Below are 17,622 nucleotides of genomic sequence, written 5' to 3'. Positions count from 1 at the left end.
CGCGGTCAGAGCACGCTGCGCGCGACGACCCAACGGTGCACCTCGGTCGGGCCTTCGAAGATGCGCATCAGCCGCGCTTCGCTGGCCATCTGCTGCAACGGCATTTCCTTCGTCATGCCCATCGCGCCGAGCGTCTGCATCGCATGATCGATGACGGTCGACGCCATTTCGGTCGCGAACACCTTGACCATCGAGATCTGCGTGCGGGCGTCCTGCCCGGCATCCACGCGCGCGGCCGCTTCGTAGGTCATCAGGCGGCATGCGTGGATTTGCGTGAGCGCGTCGGCGACCCACCACTGGACCGCCTGGCGCTCCGCGAGCGGCACGCCGAAGGTCGTGCGCTGTTTCGCATGGTCGCACAGGAGCGCGACCGCGCGCTCGGCGCGGCCGATGCACCATGCGGCCATCTCCAGCCGCCGGTTCGCGAGCCGGGCCTGCATCGGCGCGAAGCCGGCGCCTTCCCGGCCCAGCAGTTGCGCGGCGGGAATGCGGCAGTCTTCCAGCACGATTTCGTAGGTCGACAGGCCGCCGATCATCGGGATCCGGCGCTCGATGACGAAGCCCGGCGTGTCGCGCTCGACGATGAACGCCGACATGCCGCCGCGCTTGCCCTTGCTGCGATCGGTCAGCGCCATCACGATCGTCCAGTCGGCTTCGGCCGCGTGGCTGATCCAGATCTTCCGGCCGTTCAGCACCCAGCCGTCGCCGTCGCGCACGGCCATCGTCGACAGCGCGCCCGGATCGGAGCCGGCGCCCGGCTCGGAGATCGCCATCGCGGCACGCGTGGCGCCTCGGGCGTACGGGTCGAGATAGCGCGCGCGCTGCGCCGCGTCGGCCGCATCGCACAGCATCCGCAGGTTCGGCGAGTCGGGCGGCAGGATGTACGGGGTCACGGTCGTGCCGATCGCCTCGTTCACGCCGACCATCGCGACGGCCGGCAGGTCCGAGCCGCCCACGTCGAGCGGCGCGTCGAGTCCCCACAGGCCGAGTTGCCGGGAGCGTTCGTCGAGGTGCGCATGTTCGCCGGCGAGCAGCCCGAAGCGCTGGCCGTCGGCCTCGCGCGCCATCACCGCCGCTTCGAGCGGAATCAGTTCGTCCTTCACGAAACGCGCGACGAGGTCGCGGATCATCCGGTGTTCGAGTTCGAGTTCGAAATTCATGAGGTAGGCCCGTACAGGAGAGGAAGAAGCGGTGCCGTCAGCCGGCGTTCGTGTGCACCGCCGCGCGGGCGTGCAGCGTGCCGAGCAACGCGAGCGCGCCGGCCGCCAGCAGCGCGGCATTGAAATAGAGGCCGCCGCGCATCGATCCGGTGACCGTGTTGAGCACGCCCATCAGGAACGGGCTCGCGAACCCGCCGATCGCGCCGGTCATCGTGATCGCCGCGATCGCGACCGCCATCGAGCGCTTCGGCAGCGTGAGCCCCGGCAGCACCCAGAACGCGGGCAGCGCGGCGGCGTGCGTGGCGACCGCGATGCACAGCGCGATCATCAGGTGCGACGTGCCGGCGCTGCTCGCGAGGCCGGCGAGCGCCGCCGCGCACGCGAGCATCGCGACTGCGCCGTGCTTGCGCCATTCGCGCCGGCGCTCGGTGCGCCAGCCCATCGCGAGCATGCCGACGATGCCGCACAGGTAGGGCAGCGCGGACAGCAGCCCGATCTGCATCGCGCCATGCAGGCCGCCGCGATGCAGGATCACGGGCATCCAGAACACGAGCGCGTAGCCGGCGGCCGCGATCGCGAAATTGGCCGCGCACAGCAGCCAGAAATCGCGATGTGCGAGCAACGGCCGCGCCGCGTTCGCCTCCGGCGTACCGGCTTCGGCCTGCGCGTGCGCGGCGCGCAGCGCGGCCTTGTCGGCGTCAGACAGCCAGCGGGCGTCGTCCGGCCGGTCGTCGAGAAAGCGCAGTGCGACGAGGCCGAGCGCGCTGCTCGGCAGCCCTTCGACGACGAACAGCCATTGCCAGCCGCTCAGGCCGCCCACGCCGTCGAAGTACGACAGAATCGCGCCCGACACGGGGCCGGCGACCAACCCCGCGAGATACAGCGCGGTCATGAACAGCGCGAACGCCTTGGCGCGCTGCCGCGGCGGATACCACGCGCCGAGATAGAACAGGATGCCGGGGAAGAAGCCGGCCTCGAAGACGCCCAGCAGGAAGCGGCACGCGTAGAACTGCGCGGGCGTCGTGACGAACATCGTCGCGGCCGAGCCGAGGCCCCACAGCACCATGATCCGGGCAATCGTCCGGCGCGCGCCGATCCGCGCGAGCCACGCGTTGCTCGGAATCTCGAACGCCATGTAGCCGATGAAGAAAATGCCCGCGCCGAGCCCGTAGACGGCGTCGGAAAAATGCAGTTCGGCGGCCATCTGTGCGTGCGCGAAGCCGATGTTGATCCGGTCGATGAACGACAGCGTGTAGCAGAGGATCAGGAACGGCAGCAGCCGGCGCGAGATTCGGCGGTAGAGCGCCTGCGTCGCGCCATCGTCGACGGCGGCCGGGTGGATCGAAAGGGTCGAGGGCATGGGCACTCCGTCAGAAGCGATGAGCGATGCCGAGCGCAAACACCTGCTCGGTACCGCCCGGTTGCGGCTGCAGACCGGCGACGACGGTGTTGCGGGCGTCGCCGCCGTTCTTCATATAGAGGTAGCGTGCGTAGAGCGAGGTCCGCTTCGACAGCGGATGGTCGTAGCCGACGCCGAGCGCGGTCGCGTCGTTCGCCGAGCCCTTCACGTCGCGGCGCACGACCGACACGAGCACGCGATCGAGCGCGCCGACGTTGATCGACGCGCCGACGCTGGCGGTCGAGAACGCCGGCAGGCGCGCCGCCGTGCCGACGCCGTAGAGGAACGCGGCGTACAGCTTGACGCGCGCGAACGCGTAGTTGGCCGCGAACACGTAGTGGCGGGTCGTCGACGGGGAGACGACGGGCGCCAGGTTGCCGGCCGACGTATCGCCCTGGAAGCCGGCGCCGACGTAGAGCCCGCCGATCCGGTACTGAAGCCCGGCACCGTAGTTGCGTCCGGCCTGCGTCGAGAGCGCGTTCGGCGTCGGAAAGCCGTACGTGGCCATCACGCGCAGGCCGTTCCAGTCGGGGCTCAGATACGACGCTGCCTGGTTGAAGCGCGGAATCGGCGGGGTCGTGTTGCTCGTGATCGTGTCGGTCGACGTGGCGAGCAGCGCGAGCGGCGACATCCGCTCGTTGAGTCCGAACGGATCGCCGTCGTACACGACGTAGAACGCGGGCGTGTATTGCCGGCCGAGCCGCAGGTCGCCGTAGCGCGTGTTTTGCAGCGACACGTACGCCTGCCGGTAGAACAGCGTGCCGCCCTGGAACGATCCGTCGGCCGGCGAGAAGCCGCTTTCCAGCACGAATTTCGTCGACGTGCCGCCGCCGAGATTCTCGATGCCCGTCAACCCGACGCGGCTCGTCGACGAGCCGCCGCCGCTTTGCCGCAGGGTCGACAGGCTGCCGATGCGGTCGAATTCGACGTAGCTGTCGACGATCCCGTACAGCGTGACCGACGACGCGTGCGCCGACGTCGTGCACAGCACGCACGCGCCGACCAGGAATGCTTTCCGTTGCATGAAGGTGTCTCCGTCCATGTTTTTTGGGCGCGCCCGCGTTCTGGGAGCGGTGCGCGCGGATGCTGCGGTACGGCGCCGGGCTCAGCGTCCCTTGAACACCGGCTTGCGCTTCTCGAGAAACGCGCGGGCGCCCTCGATCCGGTCCTCGCTCGCGTAGACGTCGGGGCCGACGTCCAGCCGCAGCGCGGCGGCCACCGGCAGCCCCTGGCTGCGCGTCGCGGTTTCCTTGATGCGGCGGATCGTGAGCGGTGCGTTCGCGGCGATCGTCTGCGCGAGCTCGCGCACGGTGTCGTCGAGTGCGGCGCCGGGCACGACGCGGTTCAGCAGGCCGGCGCGCTGCGCTTCGTCCGTGTCGAAGCGGCGGCCCGTGAACAGCAGCTCCATCGCGATCGCGTGCGGCAACATGCGCGGCAGCAGCACGCTCGCGAAGTTCGCACCCATGCCGACCCGCGCTTCGGGCAGCGCGAAGGTCGCGTGATCGGCGGCGATCCGCAGGTCGCACGCGAGCGCGATTTCGCAGCCGCCGCCGATCGCGTAGCCGTTGATGGCCGCGATGGTCGGCTTGCGCAGCTCCAGGATCAGCTCGTGCACGTTGCGTGCGAGCCCGCGCATCGGCTGCATTCCGCGGATCTCGGGGTCGCCGAGATCGACGCCCGCGCTGAACGCGCGTTCGCCCGCGCCGCGGATCACGATGACGCGAATCGACGGGTTGTCGTCGAGCGTGACGAGTTCGTCGCACAGGCGGCGGATCGCTTCGGCGGACAGCGCATTGGCGACGTGCGGGCGATGGATCGTCAGCCACGCGATGCCGTCGGCGTCGTCGCGCAGGATCGACGGGGCATCGTCGCCCGCCGGTGAAGAAAATCGCTGGATGGTCATGACGCGCTCCCGGCCACGTTCGCCCGCGTGTCGTGCAGCACGCCGGCCTGCCGCAGCGCGTCGCGGCGCGCCGCGTCGATCCCGAATGCGTCGAGCACGGCGTCGGTGTCGGCGGCGAACGGCTGGGGCGGCCGGCGTATCGATCCGGGCGTGCGGGACAGCTTGGCGGGGATGCCCGCGCCGGTGTACGTATCGGTGTCGACGAACATCGCGTTGCGCGCCGTCTGCGGATGGCCGAACGCATCGGCCACGGTGTTCACCGGCCCCGTCGCGACGCCGGCGTGCATCAGCCGTTCGACGACCTCGTCCGCCTGCAGTTCGGCGGTCAGCTGGCCGAGCAGTGTGTCGAGTGCTTCGCGATGCGCGACGCGCTGCGCATTGGTCGCGAAGCGTGGATCGCGCGCCAGCTCGGGCACGCCGAGCGCGTCGACGAGCCGCGCGAACGTGCGGTTGTTGCCGGCGCCGGTCGCGACCGGCTTGTCCTTGCACGGATAGACGCCGTACGGCGCGATCGCGCCGTACACGTTGCCGGTCGCGACGGGCACGTCGCCGGTCGCCATCCAGCTCGTGCTGACCGGATGCAGCATCGACAGCGCGGTGCTGAACAGGTCGATGTCGACGTGCTGTCCGAGGCCGGAGCGCGTCCGCTCGACCAGCGCGATCAGGATGGTGGAGACGGCGCTCAGGCCGGCCGCGTAATCGACGACCGGAAACGGCACCTTGAGCGGCATGCCGCCCGGCTCGCCGTTGATCGACATGAAGCCGGCGAGGCCCTGCGCGACCGCGTCGTAGCCCGGAAACCGCGAGAGCGGGCCGTCGGTGCCGTAGCCGGAAATCGAGCAGTGGACGAGGCGCGGAAAGCGTGCGCGCAGGCAGTCTTCGTAGCCGATGCCCCAGCGCTCGAGCGTGCCCTGCTTGAAGTTGTCGACCAGCACGTCGGCCGTTTCGAGCACGCGCAACAGCACGTCGCGTCCGTCGGGATGCGACAGGTCGAGCGCGAGATTGCGCTTGTTGCGGTTGAGCCCCCAGTAGTAGCTGGAGATGCCGTTCGGCATCGCGGGCCCCCAGTCGCGCGTTTCGTCGCCCTGCGGCGGTTCGATCTTGATGACGTCCGCGCCGTGGTCGGCGAGCGTCTGCGCGCAGAACGGTCCTGCATAGACGCGGCTCAGGTCCACCACGCGCACGCCTGCGAGTGCGCCTTCGTTGCTGCTGGTCATGACGATGTCTCCTTCGATGTGGATTCGGCGGGCCGGCAGGCCGGCCTGCGCCGGCTGCACGGCCGCGATGCGTCGCGGGTTCAGTCGCGCGCGGCGAACAGCGCGGTGACGGCCGCGCGATGTTCGGGGCTGGCGTGCGCGAACGCCTGATACGACGCCGACAGGTCGAGCAGCGTGTCGAGGCTCGCGTGGCGGCCTTCGCGCAGCAGCCGCTTGGTCAGCCGCAGCGCGGTGCCCGAATGGCGGGCGATGCGGCCGGCCAGTTCGTGCGCATGCGCGAGGAGATCGCCGTCGGGCACGACGCGCGACACGAGCCCGCAGCGCAGCGCGGCCTGCGCGTCCAGCGCATCGCCCGTGAACGACATTTCCGCTGCGACCGCGGCGCCGACGATGCGCGGCAGGAACCATGCGCCGCCATCGCCCGGCACGAGACCGAGCGCGATGAAGCTCTCCGCGAAGCGCGCGCGCTCGGCGGCGATGCGGATGTCGCACATGCATGCGAGATCGGTGCCGGCGCCGACGGCCGGGCCGTTGACCGCCGCGATGGCCGGCACTTCGAGGTGCTCGAACGCATGCGCGAGCCGCTGGATGCCGCGGCGATAGCTGGTCCGGATCGCGGCAGGGTCGTGTGGGCCGGCTTCCACGAATGCGCGCATCGCCTTCACGTTGCCGCCCGACGAGAACGTCGTGCCGGCGCCGGTCAGGATCAGCACGCGGATCGATTCGTCGCGGTTCGCTTCGTCGCAGCATTCGGTCAACGCGTCGATCGCATCGGTGTCCGAAATGGCGTTGCGGGTGTCGGGACGGTTCATCGTGACGGTCAGGATCGGGCCCTGCCGTTCATGGATCAAAAAGGCTGCCATGGTGTCTCCGTATGTTCTGTGCCGCGGGACTTCACGTCGCGGGCCGAAGCCTAGTATCGTCACGACGGTCGGCGGCGGGAAATTCCGTTCCACATACGTGGAAGGCCCGTGCCGGTCGCTGCGGAGGGGGCGGGATGAGCGGAAACGTGGTCAAGAGCGCGGCGCGCGTATTCGAGGTGCTGGAACTCTTCAGCACCTTGCAGCGGCCGCTGAGCGTGCGCGAGATCGCGACGCGCTGCGGGTATCCGGGGTCGAGCGCGGCGGCGTTGCTCACCAGCATGAAGACGCTCGGCTATCTTGCCTACGACGATGCAACCCATGCGTATGCGCCCACCGCGCGGCTCGTCAATCTCGGCGAAGCGCTGGTCGATTCGGCGGCCGGCAGCCGGCGGCACTGGCATGCGGTCGCGAAGCGACTGGCGGCGCGCACGCACGAGGCGGTCGTGATCGCGGTGCAGAGCGACCTGTACGTGCAGTACATCGACGCAGTCGAGGGCTCGCATTCGATTCCGGTGCAGTTCTATGCGCCGATCGGCACGCGTCGCGAGATCTGCATGTCGGGCCTCGGCTGGGCGCTGCTGAGCATTCAGCCCGACAGCACGATTCGCCGGCTCGTGTCGCGCAGCATCCGCCGGATCGGGAAGTCGGGCAGGACGATCGACGAGGACGTCGTGCTCGACAAGGTCGAACAGACGCGCCGGCTCGGCTATTCGTATTCGGCGCATACCGTGACGCAGGGCGCCGCGATGATCTCGATGGTGATCGCGGACGGCTGGAACGGGCTGCCGTTGGCGATGGGCGTGGCCGGGCCGGTCGAGCGGATCGACCCGCATCGGGACGCGATCGTGCGCGCGATGCGGGCCGCGCTGGCCGAGCGCGCGGCGATGTGATCCGCTGCCGCACGTTTCTCCTGTTCGGAGACATTCGTCCAGGGGCCAGCGCAATCCCGTGATCAGCGTGAACAGGGACTAACCGCGCGAAGCGGGCGCGTGCAGGCATTCGCATAGAATCGGGACGTTTCGCCGCTCCTGTCCCGACTGCATTTCAGCGAGGCCGCCATGGCATTGAACGCACCGCTTTCCGGCATCCACATCGTCGAATTCGAAGGCCTCGGCCCCGGCCCGCTCGCGGGCTGGATGCTCGCCGGCATGGGCGCGCGCATCACGCTGATCGCGCGTCCGTCCGGCCGCACGAGCGCGCCGGACGCGCTGCGGGCCCGCGACGGCGATTTGCTGCGCGAAGGCAAGACGATCGTCGAACTCGACCTGAAGGCGCCGGCCGGACGTGACGCCGCGCTTGATCTGATCGCGCATGCCGATGCGCTGATCGAGGGCTTGCGCCCCGGCGTGATGGAGCGGCTCGGCCTCGGCCCCGACGTTTGCGCGCGCCGCAATCCGAAGTTGGTCTACGGGCGCATGACCGGCTGGGGTCAGCACGGCCCGCTCGCGGCCGCGGCCGGGCACGACCTGAACTACGTCGCGCTGACCGGGCTGCTGTCGCTGTCCGCGCCGCGCGACGGCCGGCCGGGCGTGCCCCCGACCGTCGTCGGCGATGCGGGCGGCGCGCTCGGGCTCGCGTTCGGAATCGTCTGCGCGTTGCTCGACGTGCGCGGCGGCGGGCCGGGGCGCGTGGTCGACGGCGCGATCGTCGACATCGTGTCGATGCTCGGTTCGCTCGCGCTGTGGGCACGCGCGAACGGACAGCTCGACGGCGCGCAGCCGAGCCTGTTCCACGACGCGCCGTTCTACGACGTGTATCGCTGCGCGGACGGCGATTGCGTGACGATCGGCGCGCTCGAACCGCCGTTCTATGCGCTGCTGATCGAACGGCTCGGGCTGACCGACGTCGATCCCGCGTCGCAGTACGACCGGGCGCGCTGGCCCGCGCTGAAGGCGCGTTTCGCGGAAGTGTTCGCGCAGCAGCCGTCCGCGCACTGGCGCGCGTTGCTCGAAGGCACCGACGCGTGCTTCGCGCCGGTGCTGAGCGTAGCCGACGCGGCCGCGCATCCGCACAATGTGGCGCGCGGGATCTATCGGACGGATGAGCACGGGAACGTGCGGGCGCGGGTGGCGCCGCGGTTTTTGCCGTTGGCGGGGGATGAAACAGACTAGGGCTGTCTTTCAGGAGGGTGCCCCCGTTCGTCGACGGTCGAGTGTCGAGTGCATCAGCGTGTCAATTTTGGTGCTTGGTCTCGTATCAAATTAAGTACAATCGACGCTCGATTGGAGAAAGAGCGGGTATGCCTCACACCATTCTGGCTGGCATGACGGCTAGCGTCTCGGAGCTGAAGCGGAATCCGATGGGAACCGTTGCCGCGGGCGACGGTTTTCCAGTCGCCATCCTGAATCACAACGAACCCGCGTTCTACTGCATTCCAGCGAAGACGTGGGAGGCGATGGTCGAACGCCTGGAAGACATCGAAGACAATGCGTTGGTCGATTCGCGCGCCAGGGAGAAGGTCGTCAAGGTCAAGCTGAATGACCTTTGAACTCGCCTTTTTCGAGCCTGCATTGAAGGGGGGGACGCTCGATCGAACCGTGCGCGATCAGTTCAAAGCGAGCTAGCCCGAGCGGCTCGAGCATCCTCGCATCCCGTCAGCCAAATTGCACGGCCACCCGGATCGCTACAAGGTCAAGCTGCGTGGTGTCGGCTATCGCCTCGTCTACGAAGTGCGCGACGCGGAAGTCATCGTGCTGGTGATCGCGGTGGGCCGCCGCGAGCGTGATGCGATCTGGCTGCGATGAAACGCTAGTGCGACAGGCGTCGCGGCATCGATGCTTGCCGACGCAGCAACTCACGCCGTCTCCACCGGCGCATCCGGCATCTTGCCGTCGCCGACGCGGTTGATCGTGCCTTGCGCGATTGCGACGAGCCGCTCGTGATCGCCGTCGATGACGAACACATGGCACTGGCAGGTCGCCTGGTGCCGGCCCGCGTAGACGAGCTTCGCGCGGGCGACGAGCGTGCCGTTCACGGCCGGCCGCAGATAGTTGATCTTGTATTCGGCGGTGATCACGCGCGGGCCGAGCACGAGCGCGCCGGCGAACGTCAGCGCGTTGTCCGCGAGATAGCTGATGACGCCGCCGTGCACGAAACCGTGCTGCTGCCGCAGTTCCTCGCGCACCGGCAGACACAGCGACACTTCGTTGTCGCCGATATGCATCAGCTCCGTGCCCAGCAGCATGCTGAACGGCTGCGCGCGCAATGCGCCGCGCGCGTGGTCCGTGATGTCGGTCATCAGTTGCTCCGAGAAACCCCGCCATTGATGGCGGGAAGGAAAGGCGTGCGGTTGACAGGCAGCTTTTTCCACGGGTTAGGATCACCTGCATGATCCTTGTCTATCGCTACCGCGTGAAGTCGCTCAACGGACTGCTCAACAAGCAGAGCCGTGCGGTGAACTACGTCTGGAACTTCTGCAACGACACGCAGAAGCACGCGCTCAAGTGGGGCAAGAAGTGGCCGACCGGGTTTGACTTGAATGTGCTCACGACCGGCAGCAGCAAGGAACTCAGCATCCATTCCGGCACGGTCAACGCAACATGCGAGCAGTACGCGAAGTCGCGCAGTCAGCACCGTCGGCCCTACCTGCGCTATCGCGGCAGGAAGTCGCTCGGCTGGGTGCCGATGAAGGGCCGAGACCTGAAGCGCGAAGGCGATGCGTTCCGCTTTGCCGGCAACACCTTCCGCGTGTTCAACAGCCGACCGCTTCCCGGAGGCAAGATCAAGGACGGAACCAACTTTGCGCAGGATGCGCGGGGCAACTGGTTTCTCAACATCGTGATCGAGATGCCCGATGTTCCGGCCCGACCTATCCGTTCCGGTGTGGGCATCGATCTCGGCCTGAAAGACTTCGCCACACTTTCGACGGGCGAGAAGCTGCCCAATGACCGGTTCGGTCGACGAGCGGCGGAAAAGCTGGCGAAAGCGCAACGGGCGCGAAAGCACAGGCGGCATATCGCGAAGCTGCATGCCAAGGTCGCGAATGCCCGCGCCGATTTCCAGCACAAGCTCGCGCTCGATCTGGTGCGGCGCTTCGATTACCTCGCGGTCGGCAACGTGTCGGCCGTCAAACTTGCCAGAACCAGGATGGCGAAGAGCGTCTACGACGCATCCTGGTCGTCCTTCCGAAACAAGCTCCGCTACAAAGCGATCGCGCACGGGGCCACGTTCGAGGAAGTCGACGAAAGCGGTTCCACCCAGTCCTGTTCGGCGTGCGGATCGAAAGACAGCACGACGCGGCCGAAAGGTATCGCGGGACTGCGAATAAGAGAATGGGCCTGCAGTGACTGTGGTGTCGAGCATGATCGTGATATCAACGCTGCGCTGAACATTCTCCGATGCGGACGTGCATCGCCAGGTGTGGGAATCCCCTCCCTTTAGGGAGAGGGGGACGTCAACGAACTTCCTTCGAAATGAGTGCCCGCTTGCGCTGAACTCTAGGAAGGGGGCTCCGGATAAGCAAGGAAATTCGTCCGCGTTTCGTGCAAATCCCGGCGCGATGCGACGCGATTATTGCGTCGAATACGCAAGATCTCCGCGTTTGCGGGCGATTCGACGCGAATGCGCGCGCGACGCGCGCGATTGATCCGCGTGGCGGCCATTCCGCCTAAAGTCCGACGAAGAAATGCCGCTAATGCCGGGGCATTGCCTCATCGTCCGCTCTCCAGGAATCCCCATGTTCGGAAAAATCAAGCTCGCGTCGGGTCTGCTCGGCGTGTTGACCGTGTTCTGTCTCTTCCTGTTCGCGATCGAAGCGCTCGGCTTCTGGGCGCTCACGTCGACGCGCAGCGGCGTCGACGATCTGTCCAACGTCGCGATCGCGCAGGTCGACGCGGCCAGCCGGGCGACCGAGCAACTGCTCGACGCGCGCATCAACCTGTCACGTGCCGGCACGCGGATGGTGCGCGGCGGGCCGAAGCCCGAGGACATCATCCGCCACGCGGGCACGTCGCTCGCGGAAGCGGACAAGGCGTTCGCCGTACTGACGGCCGCGCAGTCGATCGACGACACCAACCGCGCGCGCGTCGCGGCGCTCGCCGAGCGCTTTCGCGCGCTGCGCGGCGCGCTGGGCGAACTCGTGCAGTTCCTCGACGCCGACAACATCCAGGCGTTCCTCGACCAGCCGACCCAGGGCTTCCAGGACGCGTACATCGCCGAGCTGCATCGCTTCACCGACTATGGCGGCACGTCGAGCCGCGCGGCGCTCGACACGATCGACGGCGGCATGCTGTGGTTCAAGTCGGTCGGCATCGTGCTGCTGGTGGCGATGCTCGCGGCGAGCGCCGCGATCTACGCGGCCGCGCGGCGCGCGGTCGTCGCGCCGCTGGAGCAGGCCGGCCGCCATTTCGAGCGGATCGCGCAGGGCCGTCTCGACGAAGCCGTGCAGGCGGGCGGCGTGTTCGAGATCGACCGGATGCTGCGCGGCCTCGGCGCGATGCAGACGAGCATCGCGGGCACCGTGCGCACGGTGCGCCAGGCGTCCGACGCGATCCATCTCGGCGCGGGCGAGATCGCGGGCGGCAACGCCGACCTGTCGGCGCGCACGGGCACGCAGGCCGCATCGCTCGAGGAAACCGCCGCGAGCATGGAGGAATTGACCGCGACCGTCCGGCAGAACACCGACAGCGCCCGCGCGGCGAGCGCGCTGGCCGACGCGGCGCTCGAAGCGACGAGCCACGGCGGCGGCGTGGTCGACAGCGTGATCGACCGGATGCGCGGCATCGCGCAGAGCTCGGGGCGCATCGCGGAGATCATCTCGGTGATCGACGGCATCGCGTTCCAGACCAACATCCTCGCGCTGAACGCGGCGGTCGAGGCCGCGCGGGCCGGCGAACAGGGGCGCGGCTTCGCGGTGGTCGCGGGCGAAGTGCGCTCGCTCGCGCAGCGCAGCGCGCAATCGGCGAAGGAGATCAAGGCGCTGATCGAGGATTCGGTCGCGCAGATCAACGGCGGCGCGGAGCTCGTCGAGCGCGCCGGCGACGCGATGCGCACGGTGTCGGCGTCGATCACGCGCGTCGTGCAGACGATGTCGGAGATCACGGCGGCGTCGGTCGAGCAGAGCGTCGGGATCGAGCAGGTGAACCAGGCCGTCACGCAAATGGATCAGCTCACGCAGCAGAACGCGGCGCTGGTCGAGGAAGTCGCGGCGGCCGCCGCATCGCTGAACGACCAGACCGCGCACCTGATGCAGGCGGTGTCGGTGTTCGAACTGGGCGACGGACGCGCCGCCCACGGCGGCCGCGCGGCGCCGTCGTTCGCCGCGGCGGATTACGAACCGGTCGGCAGCGCCGCGTAGGCGGTCGCGAGGTGGTAGGGCGTCGTCGACGGCATGTCGGCGCGCGACACCTGTCCGTCCGCCGTCTTGCACTCGAACCAGCCGCGCGGATGCAGGAAGCGCGTGGCGAACCGCTCGATCTGCCGCGCGAGCGGCGCGGAGGCCGGCGTGCCGCCGTGCGTCGCGAGCGCGCGCAGGTATTCGGTCTGCGCCCAGATCCGCTGCGTGCCGTCGATGCATGCGCCTTGCGCGTCGAGCGCCGCGCACACGCCGCCCGTCTGCGGATCGACGCCGTATTGCTCGGCGAACGCGAACGCGCGCGACAGCGCGGCGGGCAGCCCGGTCCGCGCGAGCCGCGCACCGGCCGCATCGACCAGATAGAACCACTCGAACTGATGGCCGGGCTCGAAACGGTTGTCGGCTGCTCCGAGCGGCAGCTCGGCCACGCAGCCGGTCGCCGCGTCGACGAACGTGCGCTCGACGGCCTGCGCGGTGCGCGCGAGCGCATCGTCGAATGCCGGGTCGCCGAACGCATCGGCGGCCGCGAGCCACGCTTCGGTCAGGTGCATCAGCGGATTCTGCAGCGCGCCGCTGCCGGATGACGAGAAATCGGCGTGGCGCGCGGCGTCGAGCAGGGCGTCGCCGTGACGCGGCGCGAAGCGGTCCTGGATCAGCGCGGCGGTGGTTTCGGCCACCGTGCGCGCGGCGGCGTCGCCCGACGCCGCATGCCATGCGGCGCACGCGAACACGATGAACGCGTGCGTATAGAGATCCTTGGTCGTATCGAGCGGCGCGCCCTGCGCGTCGACGCTGTAGATCCAGCCGCCGTGGCGCGGGTCGCGAAAGTGCCGGCACAGCGCGTCGAACAGCGTGGCCGCATGCGCGGTGTCGCCGGCCTGCGCGAACACGAACAGTTGCCTTGCGCACGCCATGGCGCGATAACGGGTCGCGGGCAGCGGCGCGTGGGTGGCCGGATCGACGGCCTCGAACGGCAGTTGCAATGCTGGGTCGAACCCTGAACCCCGCCAGATCGGCAAGACGACGTGCGCGAAATGGTGGCGCAGCTGGGCGGCCTGGGCGGAAGCGGAGTCGGAAACGGACATGGCGGGGTTGAGCGCTTGGATCGAAACGTGTCGGCGCGGCCCGGAGAATCGGCGCGGCCGGGGCCAAGGATAAAACATTCCGCGCGGCCGGCACCAAAAAAGGAGAGAAATCGGATGCTCAGCAACCTGGAACTCGTGATGCGGCTCGTTCTCGCGGCGGCGCTTGGCAGCGTCATCGGCTTCGAGCGCGAGCGCCTGTCGTGGGCGGCCGGCCTGCGCACGCACATGCTGGTGTGCGTCGGCTCGACGCTGATCATGATCGTGTCGGCGTTCGGTTTCGCCGACGTGCTCGGCACCAGCGACCACGTCGTGCTCGATCCGTCGCGGATCGCCGCGCAGGTCGTGTCGGGCATCGGCTTCCTCGGCGCGGGCTCGATCCTGCTGCGCGGCGAGATCGTGCGCGGGCTGACGACGGCCGCGAGCCTGTGGTCGGTCGCCGCGATCGGTCTGGCGGTGGGCGGCGGGCTCTACGTCGCGTCGATTTCGGCGACGATCATCATCCTGATCATCCTGGCCGGCATCAAGCCGCTGGAGCGGCGCTATTTCACGGTGCGTCAGCGGCGCCAGCTCGCCCTGACGGTCGCGAGCGGCACGCTGACGTTCGATTCGCTGCACACGGCGCTCGGCCCGGACAGTGCGCGCGTGAAGCAGTTCATCGTGCAGCGGGCCGACGACACGGGCGAGCAGGACGAGGTGCGCATCGCGCTGGCGCGGGTGTCGGAACTCGAATACAAGGCGATCTGCGACAAGCTGCGTGCGTTGCCGGGCGTCACGCGCTTCGACGGCGGGAACGGGCTCGGGGGCGACGAATAGCGTGAACCGGTTGCGTGAATCGCTTGCGGGGCGTGCGACAATGGCCGACCACCGATTCCGTTCGACATCCGGGTTCGCGTCTGCGGGCCCCGCTATCCGATTTCCATGACCGAATCCGTTTCCACGCCTCGCTCCCGCTCCCGTTCCACCCGTTCGTCGGCCCGTTCGCGCCAGCGCTCGGCCGCTGCCGCAGGCAGTACGTCCGCCAGGGCGACGGCGCGCTCCGGCAGCGCACCGGCCGGCGACGCGCCGCGCGACGAGCGAACGCTCGACCTGTTCGGCGATCCGGTGCTGGAGCCGGGCGAGCGCATGCCGGTGACGGCGCGCGAGGAAGAGCTCGGGGAAGCCGAGGCGGCGGCCGGTGCCGACGACGGGCGACAGGCGACGCTGGACGGGTTTATCCCGCCGGCGGATGCGGCTGCGGCAACGCATGCGGAAGCTGAAAGTACGGCGGTGCAGGATGGGGCGGTCGAGGCCGCTTCCGTTTCGACACCTGAAGGCGATGTGGCCGCGAACGTCGATGGCGCATCGGCAGAGGGGCTTGCAACGCAGGCCGCCGATTCGCCTGCGGTCGACGGCGGCGCAACGCAGATCGACGTGCCCGTGGTCGACCGCGCCGCGAACGCGGAGACGAAGCTGCAAGCCGACGACGGCGCCGCGGCGCAGGCGGCGCAGGTGGCGCAGGCGCAAGCGGCAGATGGCGAAGTCGCGAAGCCTGTTGTCGAGGCGGCGGTCGTCAAATCCCGCGAAGGGAAATCTTCGGGGGATGCGGTGAAAGAGCGTCGCTCATCGTCGGGAGGCAAGCGTCGGGCGGCCGCCGGGGGCAATGAAGCGGCGCCGACGCCAACCGTAGCGGTTGCGACGAGCGTCGATTCGAAGCCGGAAGCGGTTGACTCGAACCCGCCGCTGGTCGTCGCCGCGCCGGTCGAGCCACAGACGCCGGTACAGCCGACCCAGTCGGCACAGTCGGTGCGGCCGCTCGAACCGGCAATCGCCACACCTTCCGCGAAGCCCCGCGACACGACCCCGCAGCCCGACGCTTCGCCGTCGCCGGTTGCGCAATCGGCGGTATCCGCCGCATCGTTCGTCACCAAGCCCTCGTCGGAGCGCACGCAACTGCCCGCGCCGGTCTTCGATCCGGACACGCACCTGCGCCCGCTGACCGACCGGCTCGCCGCAATGCAGTCCGACGTGGACGGCCTGACGCGGTCGGCCGATCGCGAGATGCGCCGCGTCAACCGGCTGCTGCTCGCGCTGGCCGTCGTCGTGCTCGTAGGGCTCGTCGCGCTGGTGCTGCAAACGCGGCAGATCGCGCACCTGAAACAGGACGTGGCCACCCAGCAGCAACGGATCGATCGCCTCGCGGCCGATCTGTCGACGCAGCAGGCCACGCTGATGACGCTCGAGGAGCACCACGAAGCGCTCCTGTCGCAAGTCGACCGGCTTCAGCGCAACGCGAACCGCGAGGCGGCCGTTGCGAAACGGGTTCGTCGCAGCCGCTAACGTTTCGACCCCATCCTGGCAGCCCGACGCAGCAAGGATCGCCATTTCCCATCGACGATCGGCTGTCGCGCGGGTGCGGCAAACCGATGCAGTTCGCTGGCAGAGTTCAGGGAAAACCCTTAGAATGGAGGTCATCTAAGGGAAAACCCTAGCCATATCTGTCAGGAGTCTCACATGAGCTTCATCTTCGCCTTGCTGCAAAAAATCGACGACCTGTTCGTGTCCCCGCACCTGCCGCTCGACGCCGAATACTCGTACGCCGCACGTCACGCCGAAGCCGAGCGCGTGCGCCGTGCAAACCTCGTGCCGATCGTCCTGTACCGTCGCTGATTCGCTGATTCGCTGATTCGCTGATTCGCTGATTCGCTGATTCGCTGATTCGCTGATTCGCTGATTCGCTGATTCGGCACGGCGTCCGCCGCACTTGCTCGGGCGTTTTTTACCGCCGCCTCGCGCGCCGGTGCGACTGTCCCGCTACACTGGAAGTCCGACTCCGCTCACGGCGACCGGGCCATGCTGCAGATTCGGCCGATGACGGCCGGCGAATTCCACGCGTACCGCACGCGAGCCATTGAAGGTTACGCGCGCGATCTCGTTTCCTCCGGACAAAATGCTGTCGAAGACGCGGCCGATCGTGCGCGCGCCTGTTTCGACACGCTGCTGCCGGACGGCCTGCTGACCGCCGGCCAGACCCTCGTCACGCTCATCGACGGCGCCAGCGGCGACACGGTGGGCGACCTCTGGTACGCGATCGTCCCCGAAGGGCCGAACCGCACGCTGTTCATCTACGACCTCGACATCGTCCCGTCCCGGCGCCGCCAGGGCTGGGCCACGCGTGCGCTCGACGCGCTCGACGCCGAGGCCCGTCGCTACCGCGTCACCGAGATCGGGCTGTCGGTGTTCAATCACAACGCGGCGGCGCGTGCGCTGTATCGTTCATGCGGCTTCGTGCCGATCACCACGACGTTGATCAAACCGGTCGTGTTGGACTGAATCCGCCGGCTCGCGATGCATCGACATGGGGTTGCGATTCGACATACTGCGTAGCTGGCCAATGCCGGCACGCTTCGTGACCCTTCCTGACCGACCGCCGACCGCCGACCACCGACCACCGACCACCGACCACCGACCACCGACCACCGACCACCGACCACCGACCACCGACCACCGACCACCGACCACCGACCACCGACCACCGACCACCGACCACCGACCACCGACCACCGACCACCGACCACCGACCACCGACCACCGACCACCGACCACCGACCACCGACCACCGACCACCGACCACCGACCACCGACCACCGACCACCGACCACCGACCACCGACCACCGACCACCGACCACCGACCACCGACCACCGACCACCGACCACCGACCACCC

At 68.6% G+C, this 17,622-nt stretch carries 18 protein-coding genes and 1 pseudogene (1 of these 19 cut by a window edge); 10 read left to right on the top strand and 9 right to left on the bottom strand.

Annotation, left to right across the window (positions count from 1 at the left end; genetic code table 11):
* Positions 1 to 5: 5 nt before the first annotated feature.
* The 6 genes from HWX07_RS26880 to HWX07_RS26855 form a co-directional block, all read right to left on the bottom strand.
* Positions 6 to 1,160, bottom strand: a complete 1,155-nt coding sequence (locus tag HWX07_RS26880) for an acyl-CoA dehydrogenase (RefSeq protein ID WP_175878321.1) — start codon at positions 1,158 to 1,160, stop codon at positions 6 to 8.
* Positions 1,161 to 1,197: 37 nt separating this feature from the next.
* Complete coding sequence (locus HWX07_RS26875) at positions 1,198 to 2,520, bottom strand: MFS transporter (RefSeq protein ID WP_175878320.1); 1,323 nt, start codon at positions 2,518 to 2,520, stop codon at positions 1,198 to 1,200.
* 10 nt (positions 2,521 to 2,530) lie between these two features.
* Positions 2,531 to 3,583, bottom strand: coding sequence for a porin (locus HWX07_RS26870; protein ID WP_175878319.1), 1,053 nt, complete (start codon positions 3,581 to 3,583; stop codon positions 2,531 to 2,533).
* Between the two features lie 81 nt (positions 3,584 to 3,664).
* Complete coding sequence (locus HWX07_RS26865; protein ID WP_175878318.1) at positions 3,665 to 4,462, bottom strand: enoyl-CoA hydratase-related protein; 798 nt, start codon at positions 4,460 to 4,462, stop codon at positions 3,665 to 3,667.
* Positions 4,459 to 5,679 carry a CoA transferase gene (locus tag HWX07_RS26860; RefSeq protein WP_175878317.1) on the bottom strand — a complete coding sequence of 407 codons (1,221 nt, stop codon included), beginning with the start codon at positions 5,677 to 5,679 and terminating at the stop codon, positions 4,459 to 4,461. Before HWX07_RS26860 ends, HWX07_RS26865 begins: the two co-directional genes overlap by 4 nt.
* Before the next feature lie 80 nt (positions 5,680 to 5,759).
* Positions 5,760 to 6,542 (bottom strand): crotonase/enoyl-CoA hydratase family protein, encoded by a 783-nt coding sequence (locus HWX07_RS26855; RefSeq protein WP_175878316.1) that lies wholly within the window; start codon positions 6,540 to 6,542, stop codon positions 5,760 to 5,762.
* Positions 6,543 to 6,676: 134 nt separating this feature from the next.
* Between HWX07_RS26855 and HWX07_RS26850 the strand changes: the two genes are divergently transcribed.
* The 4 genes and pseudogenes from HWX07_RS26850 (at position 6,677) to HWX07_RS26835 (ending at position 9,286) form a co-directional block, all read left to right on the top strand.
* On the top strand, positions 6,677 to 7,432 hold the full coding sequence (locus HWX07_RS26850; protein WP_175878315.1) for a helix-turn-helix domain-containing protein: 756 nt from the start codon (positions 6,677 to 6,679) through the stop codon (positions 7,430 to 7,432).
* A gap of 168 nt (positions 7,433 to 7,600) precedes the next feature.
* On the top strand, positions 7,601 to 8,653 hold the full coding sequence (locus tag HWX07_RS26845) for a CaiB/BaiF CoA-transferase family protein (RefSeq protein WP_175878314.1): 1,053 nt from the start codon (positions 7,601 to 7,603) through the stop codon (positions 8,651 to 8,653).
* 128 nt (positions 8,654 to 8,781) lie between these two features.
* Entirely contained in the window at positions 8,782 to 9,030 is a 249-nt protein-coding gene (locus HWX07_RS26840) for a type II toxin-antitoxin system prevent-host-death family antitoxin (protein ID WP_175878313.1), read from the top strand.
* Positions 9,020 to 9,286, top strand: a pseudogene (locus HWX07_RS26835) (type II toxin-antitoxin system RelE/ParE family toxin). Before HWX07_RS26840 ends, HWX07_RS26835 begins: the two are co-directional and overlap by 11 nt.
* A 50-nt stretch (positions 9,287 to 9,336) precedes the next feature.
* Here HWX07_RS26835 and HWX07_RS26830 read toward each other — a convergent pair.
* Entirely contained in the window at positions 9,337 to 9,780 is a 444-nt protein-coding gene (locus HWX07_RS26830; RefSeq protein ID WP_006480333.1) for a PaaI family thioesterase, read from the bottom strand.
* 89 nt (positions 9,781 to 9,869) lie between these two features.
* On the opposite strand from HWX07_RS26830, the gene HWX07_RS26825 reads away from it, so the two are divergent.
* Positions 9,870 to 10,922 carry an RNA-guided endonuclease TnpB family protein gene (locus tag HWX07_RS26825; protein WP_175878312.1) on the top strand — a complete coding sequence of 351 codons (1,053 nt, stop codon included), beginning with the start codon at positions 9,870 to 9,872 and terminating at the stop codon, positions 10,920 to 10,922.
* A 295-nt stretch (positions 10,923 to 11,217) separates the two neighbouring features.
* Positions 11,218 to 12,837: a methyl-accepting chemotaxis protein gene (locus HWX07_RS26820; protein ID WP_175878311.1), complete on the top strand. Its 1,620-nt coding sequence runs from the start codon at positions 11,218 to 11,220 to the stop codon at positions 12,835 to 12,837.
* On the opposite strand, the gene HWX07_RS26815 is transcribed toward HWX07_RS26820, so the two are convergent.
* Positions 12,810 to 13,919 (bottom strand): AGE family epimerase/isomerase, encoded by a 1,110-nt coding sequence (locus tag HWX07_RS26815; protein WP_175878310.1) that lies wholly within the window; start codon positions 13,917 to 13,919, stop codon positions 12,810 to 12,812. The two genes, HWX07_RS26820 and HWX07_RS26815, sit on opposite strands and share 28 nt — an antisense overlap.
* 114 nt (positions 13,920 to 14,033) lie before the next feature.
* Between HWX07_RS26815 and HWX07_RS26810 the strand changes: the two genes are divergently transcribed.
* The 4 genes from HWX07_RS26810 to HWX07_RS26795 all read left to right on the top strand — a co-directional run bounded on the left by HWX07_RS26810 (position 14,034) and on the right by HWX07_RS26795 (position 17,228).
* Positions 14,034 to 14,732, top strand: a complete 699-nt coding sequence (locus HWX07_RS26810; protein ID WP_175878309.1) for an MgtC/SapB family protein — start codon at positions 14,034 to 14,036, stop codon at positions 14,730 to 14,732.
* 105 nt (positions 14,733 to 14,837) lie between these two features.
* Positions 14,838 to 16,235: a flagellar hook-length control protein FliK gene (locus tag HWX07_RS26805; protein ID WP_175878308.1), complete on the top strand. Its 1,398-nt coding sequence runs from the start codon at positions 14,838 to 14,840 to the stop codon at positions 16,233 to 16,235.
* A gap of 174 nt (positions 16,236 to 16,409) precedes the next feature.
* Entirely contained in the window at positions 16,410 to 16,565 is a 156-nt protein-coding gene (locus HWX07_RS26800; RefSeq protein ID WP_011548928.1) for a hypothetical protein, read from the top strand.
* 183 nt (positions 16,566 to 16,748) lie between these two features.
* Positions 16,749 to 17,228, top strand: coding sequence for a GNAT family N-acetyltransferase (locus HWX07_RS26795; protein ID WP_175878307.1), 480 nt, complete (start codon positions 16,749 to 16,751; stop codon positions 17,226 to 17,228).
* Here the strand turns inward: HWX07_RS26795 and HWX07_RS26790 are convergent.
* A protein-coding gene (locus tag HWX07_RS26790; RefSeq protein WP_244130040.1) for a heavy metal translocating P-type ATPase crosses the window boundary here: on the bottom strand, positions 17,172 to 17,622 show its 3' end. It continues 3,056 nt past the right edge of the window; the window shows 451 of its 3,507 coding nt (coding positions 3,057-3,507); the start codon falls outside the window, past its right edge; it ends in the stop codon at positions 17,172 to 17,174. The two genes, HWX07_RS26795 and HWX07_RS26790, sit on opposite strands and share 57 nt — an antisense overlap.

It is taken from the genome of Burkholderia sp. BCC0097, from assembly GCF_902832985.1.
GTDB classification, from domain to species: domain Bacteria; phylum Pseudomonadota; class Gammaproteobacteria; order Burkholderiales; family Burkholderiaceae; genus Burkholderia; species Burkholderia orbicola.
The sequence above is the reverse complement of the archived record's forward strand: the minus strand, read 5'-3'. Positions and strand labels throughout refer to the sequence as shown.

What these genes read in the sequence shown, in the direction of transcription:
- HWX07_RS26830 (WP_006480333.1), bottom strand. Translation starts at nt 9,780, where the DNA reads ATGACCGACATCACGGACCACGCGCGCGGCGCATTGCGCGCGCAGCCG.
- HWX07_RS26795 (WP_175878307.1), top strand. Translation starts at nt 16,749, where the DNA reads ATGCTGCAGATTCGGCCGATGACGGCCGGCGAATTCCACGCGTACCGC.
- HWX07_RS26875 (WP_175878320.1), bottom strand. Translation starts at nt 2,520, where the DNA reads ATGCCCTCGACCCTTTCGATCCACCCGGCCGCCGTCGACGATGGCGCG.
- HWX07_RS26870 (WP_175878319.1), bottom strand. Translation starts at nt 3,583, where the DNA reads ATGCAACGGAAAGCATTCCTGGTCGGCGCGTGCGTGCTGTGCACGACG.
- HWX07_RS26805 (WP_175878308.1), top strand. Translation starts at nt 14,838, where the DNA reads ATGACCGAATCCGTTTCCACGCCTCGCTCCCGCTCCCGTTCCACCCGT.
- HWX07_RS26815 (WP_175878310.1), bottom strand. Translation starts at nt 13,919, where the DNA reads ATGTCCGTTTCCGACTCCGCTTCCGCCCAGGCCGCCCAGCTGCGCCAC.
- HWX07_RS26810 (WP_175878309.1), top strand. Translation starts at nt 14,034, where the DNA reads ATGCTCAGCAACCTGGAACTCGTGATGCGGCTCGTTCTCGCGGCGGCG.
- HWX07_RS26850 (WP_175878315.1), top strand. Translation starts at nt 6,677, where the DNA reads ATGAGCGGAAACGTGGTCAAGAGCGCGGCGCGCGTATTCGAGGTGCTG.
- HWX07_RS26865 (WP_175878318.1), bottom strand. Translation starts at nt 4,462, where the DNA reads ATGACCATCCAGCGATTTTCTTCACCGGCGGGCGACGATGCCCCGTCG.
- HWX07_RS26825 (WP_175878312.1), top strand. Translation starts at nt 9,870, where the DNA reads ATGATCCTTGTCTATCGCTACCGCGTGAAGTCGCTCAACGGACTGCTC.
- HWX07_RS26880 (WP_175878321.1), bottom strand. Translation starts at nt 1,160, where the DNA reads ATGAATTTCGAACTCGAACTCGAACACCGGATGATCCGCGACCTCGTC.
- HWX07_RS26820 (WP_175878311.1), top strand. Translation starts at nt 11,218, where the DNA reads ATGTTCGGAAAAATCAAGCTCGCGTCGGGTCTGCTCGGCGTGTTGACC.
- HWX07_RS26800 (WP_011548928.1), top strand. Translation starts at nt 16,410, where the DNA reads ATGAGCTTCATCTTCGCCTTGCTGCAAAAAATCGACGACCTGTTCGTG.
- HWX07_RS26855 (WP_175878316.1), bottom strand. Translation starts at nt 6,542, where the DNA reads ATGGCAGCCTTTTTGATCCATGAACGGCAGGGCCCGATCCTGACCGTC.
- HWX07_RS26845 (WP_175878314.1), top strand. Translation starts at nt 7,601, where the DNA reads ATGGCATTGAACGCACCGCTTTCCGGCATCCACATCGTCGAATTCGAA.
- HWX07_RS26840 (WP_175878313.1), top strand. Translation starts at nt 8,782, where the DNA reads ATGCCTCACACCATTCTGGCTGGCATGACGGCTAGCGTCTCGGAGCTG.
- HWX07_RS26860 (WP_175878317.1), bottom strand. Translation starts at nt 5,679, where the DNA reads ATGACCAGCAGCAACGAAGGCGCACTCGCAGGCGTGCGCGTGGTGGAC.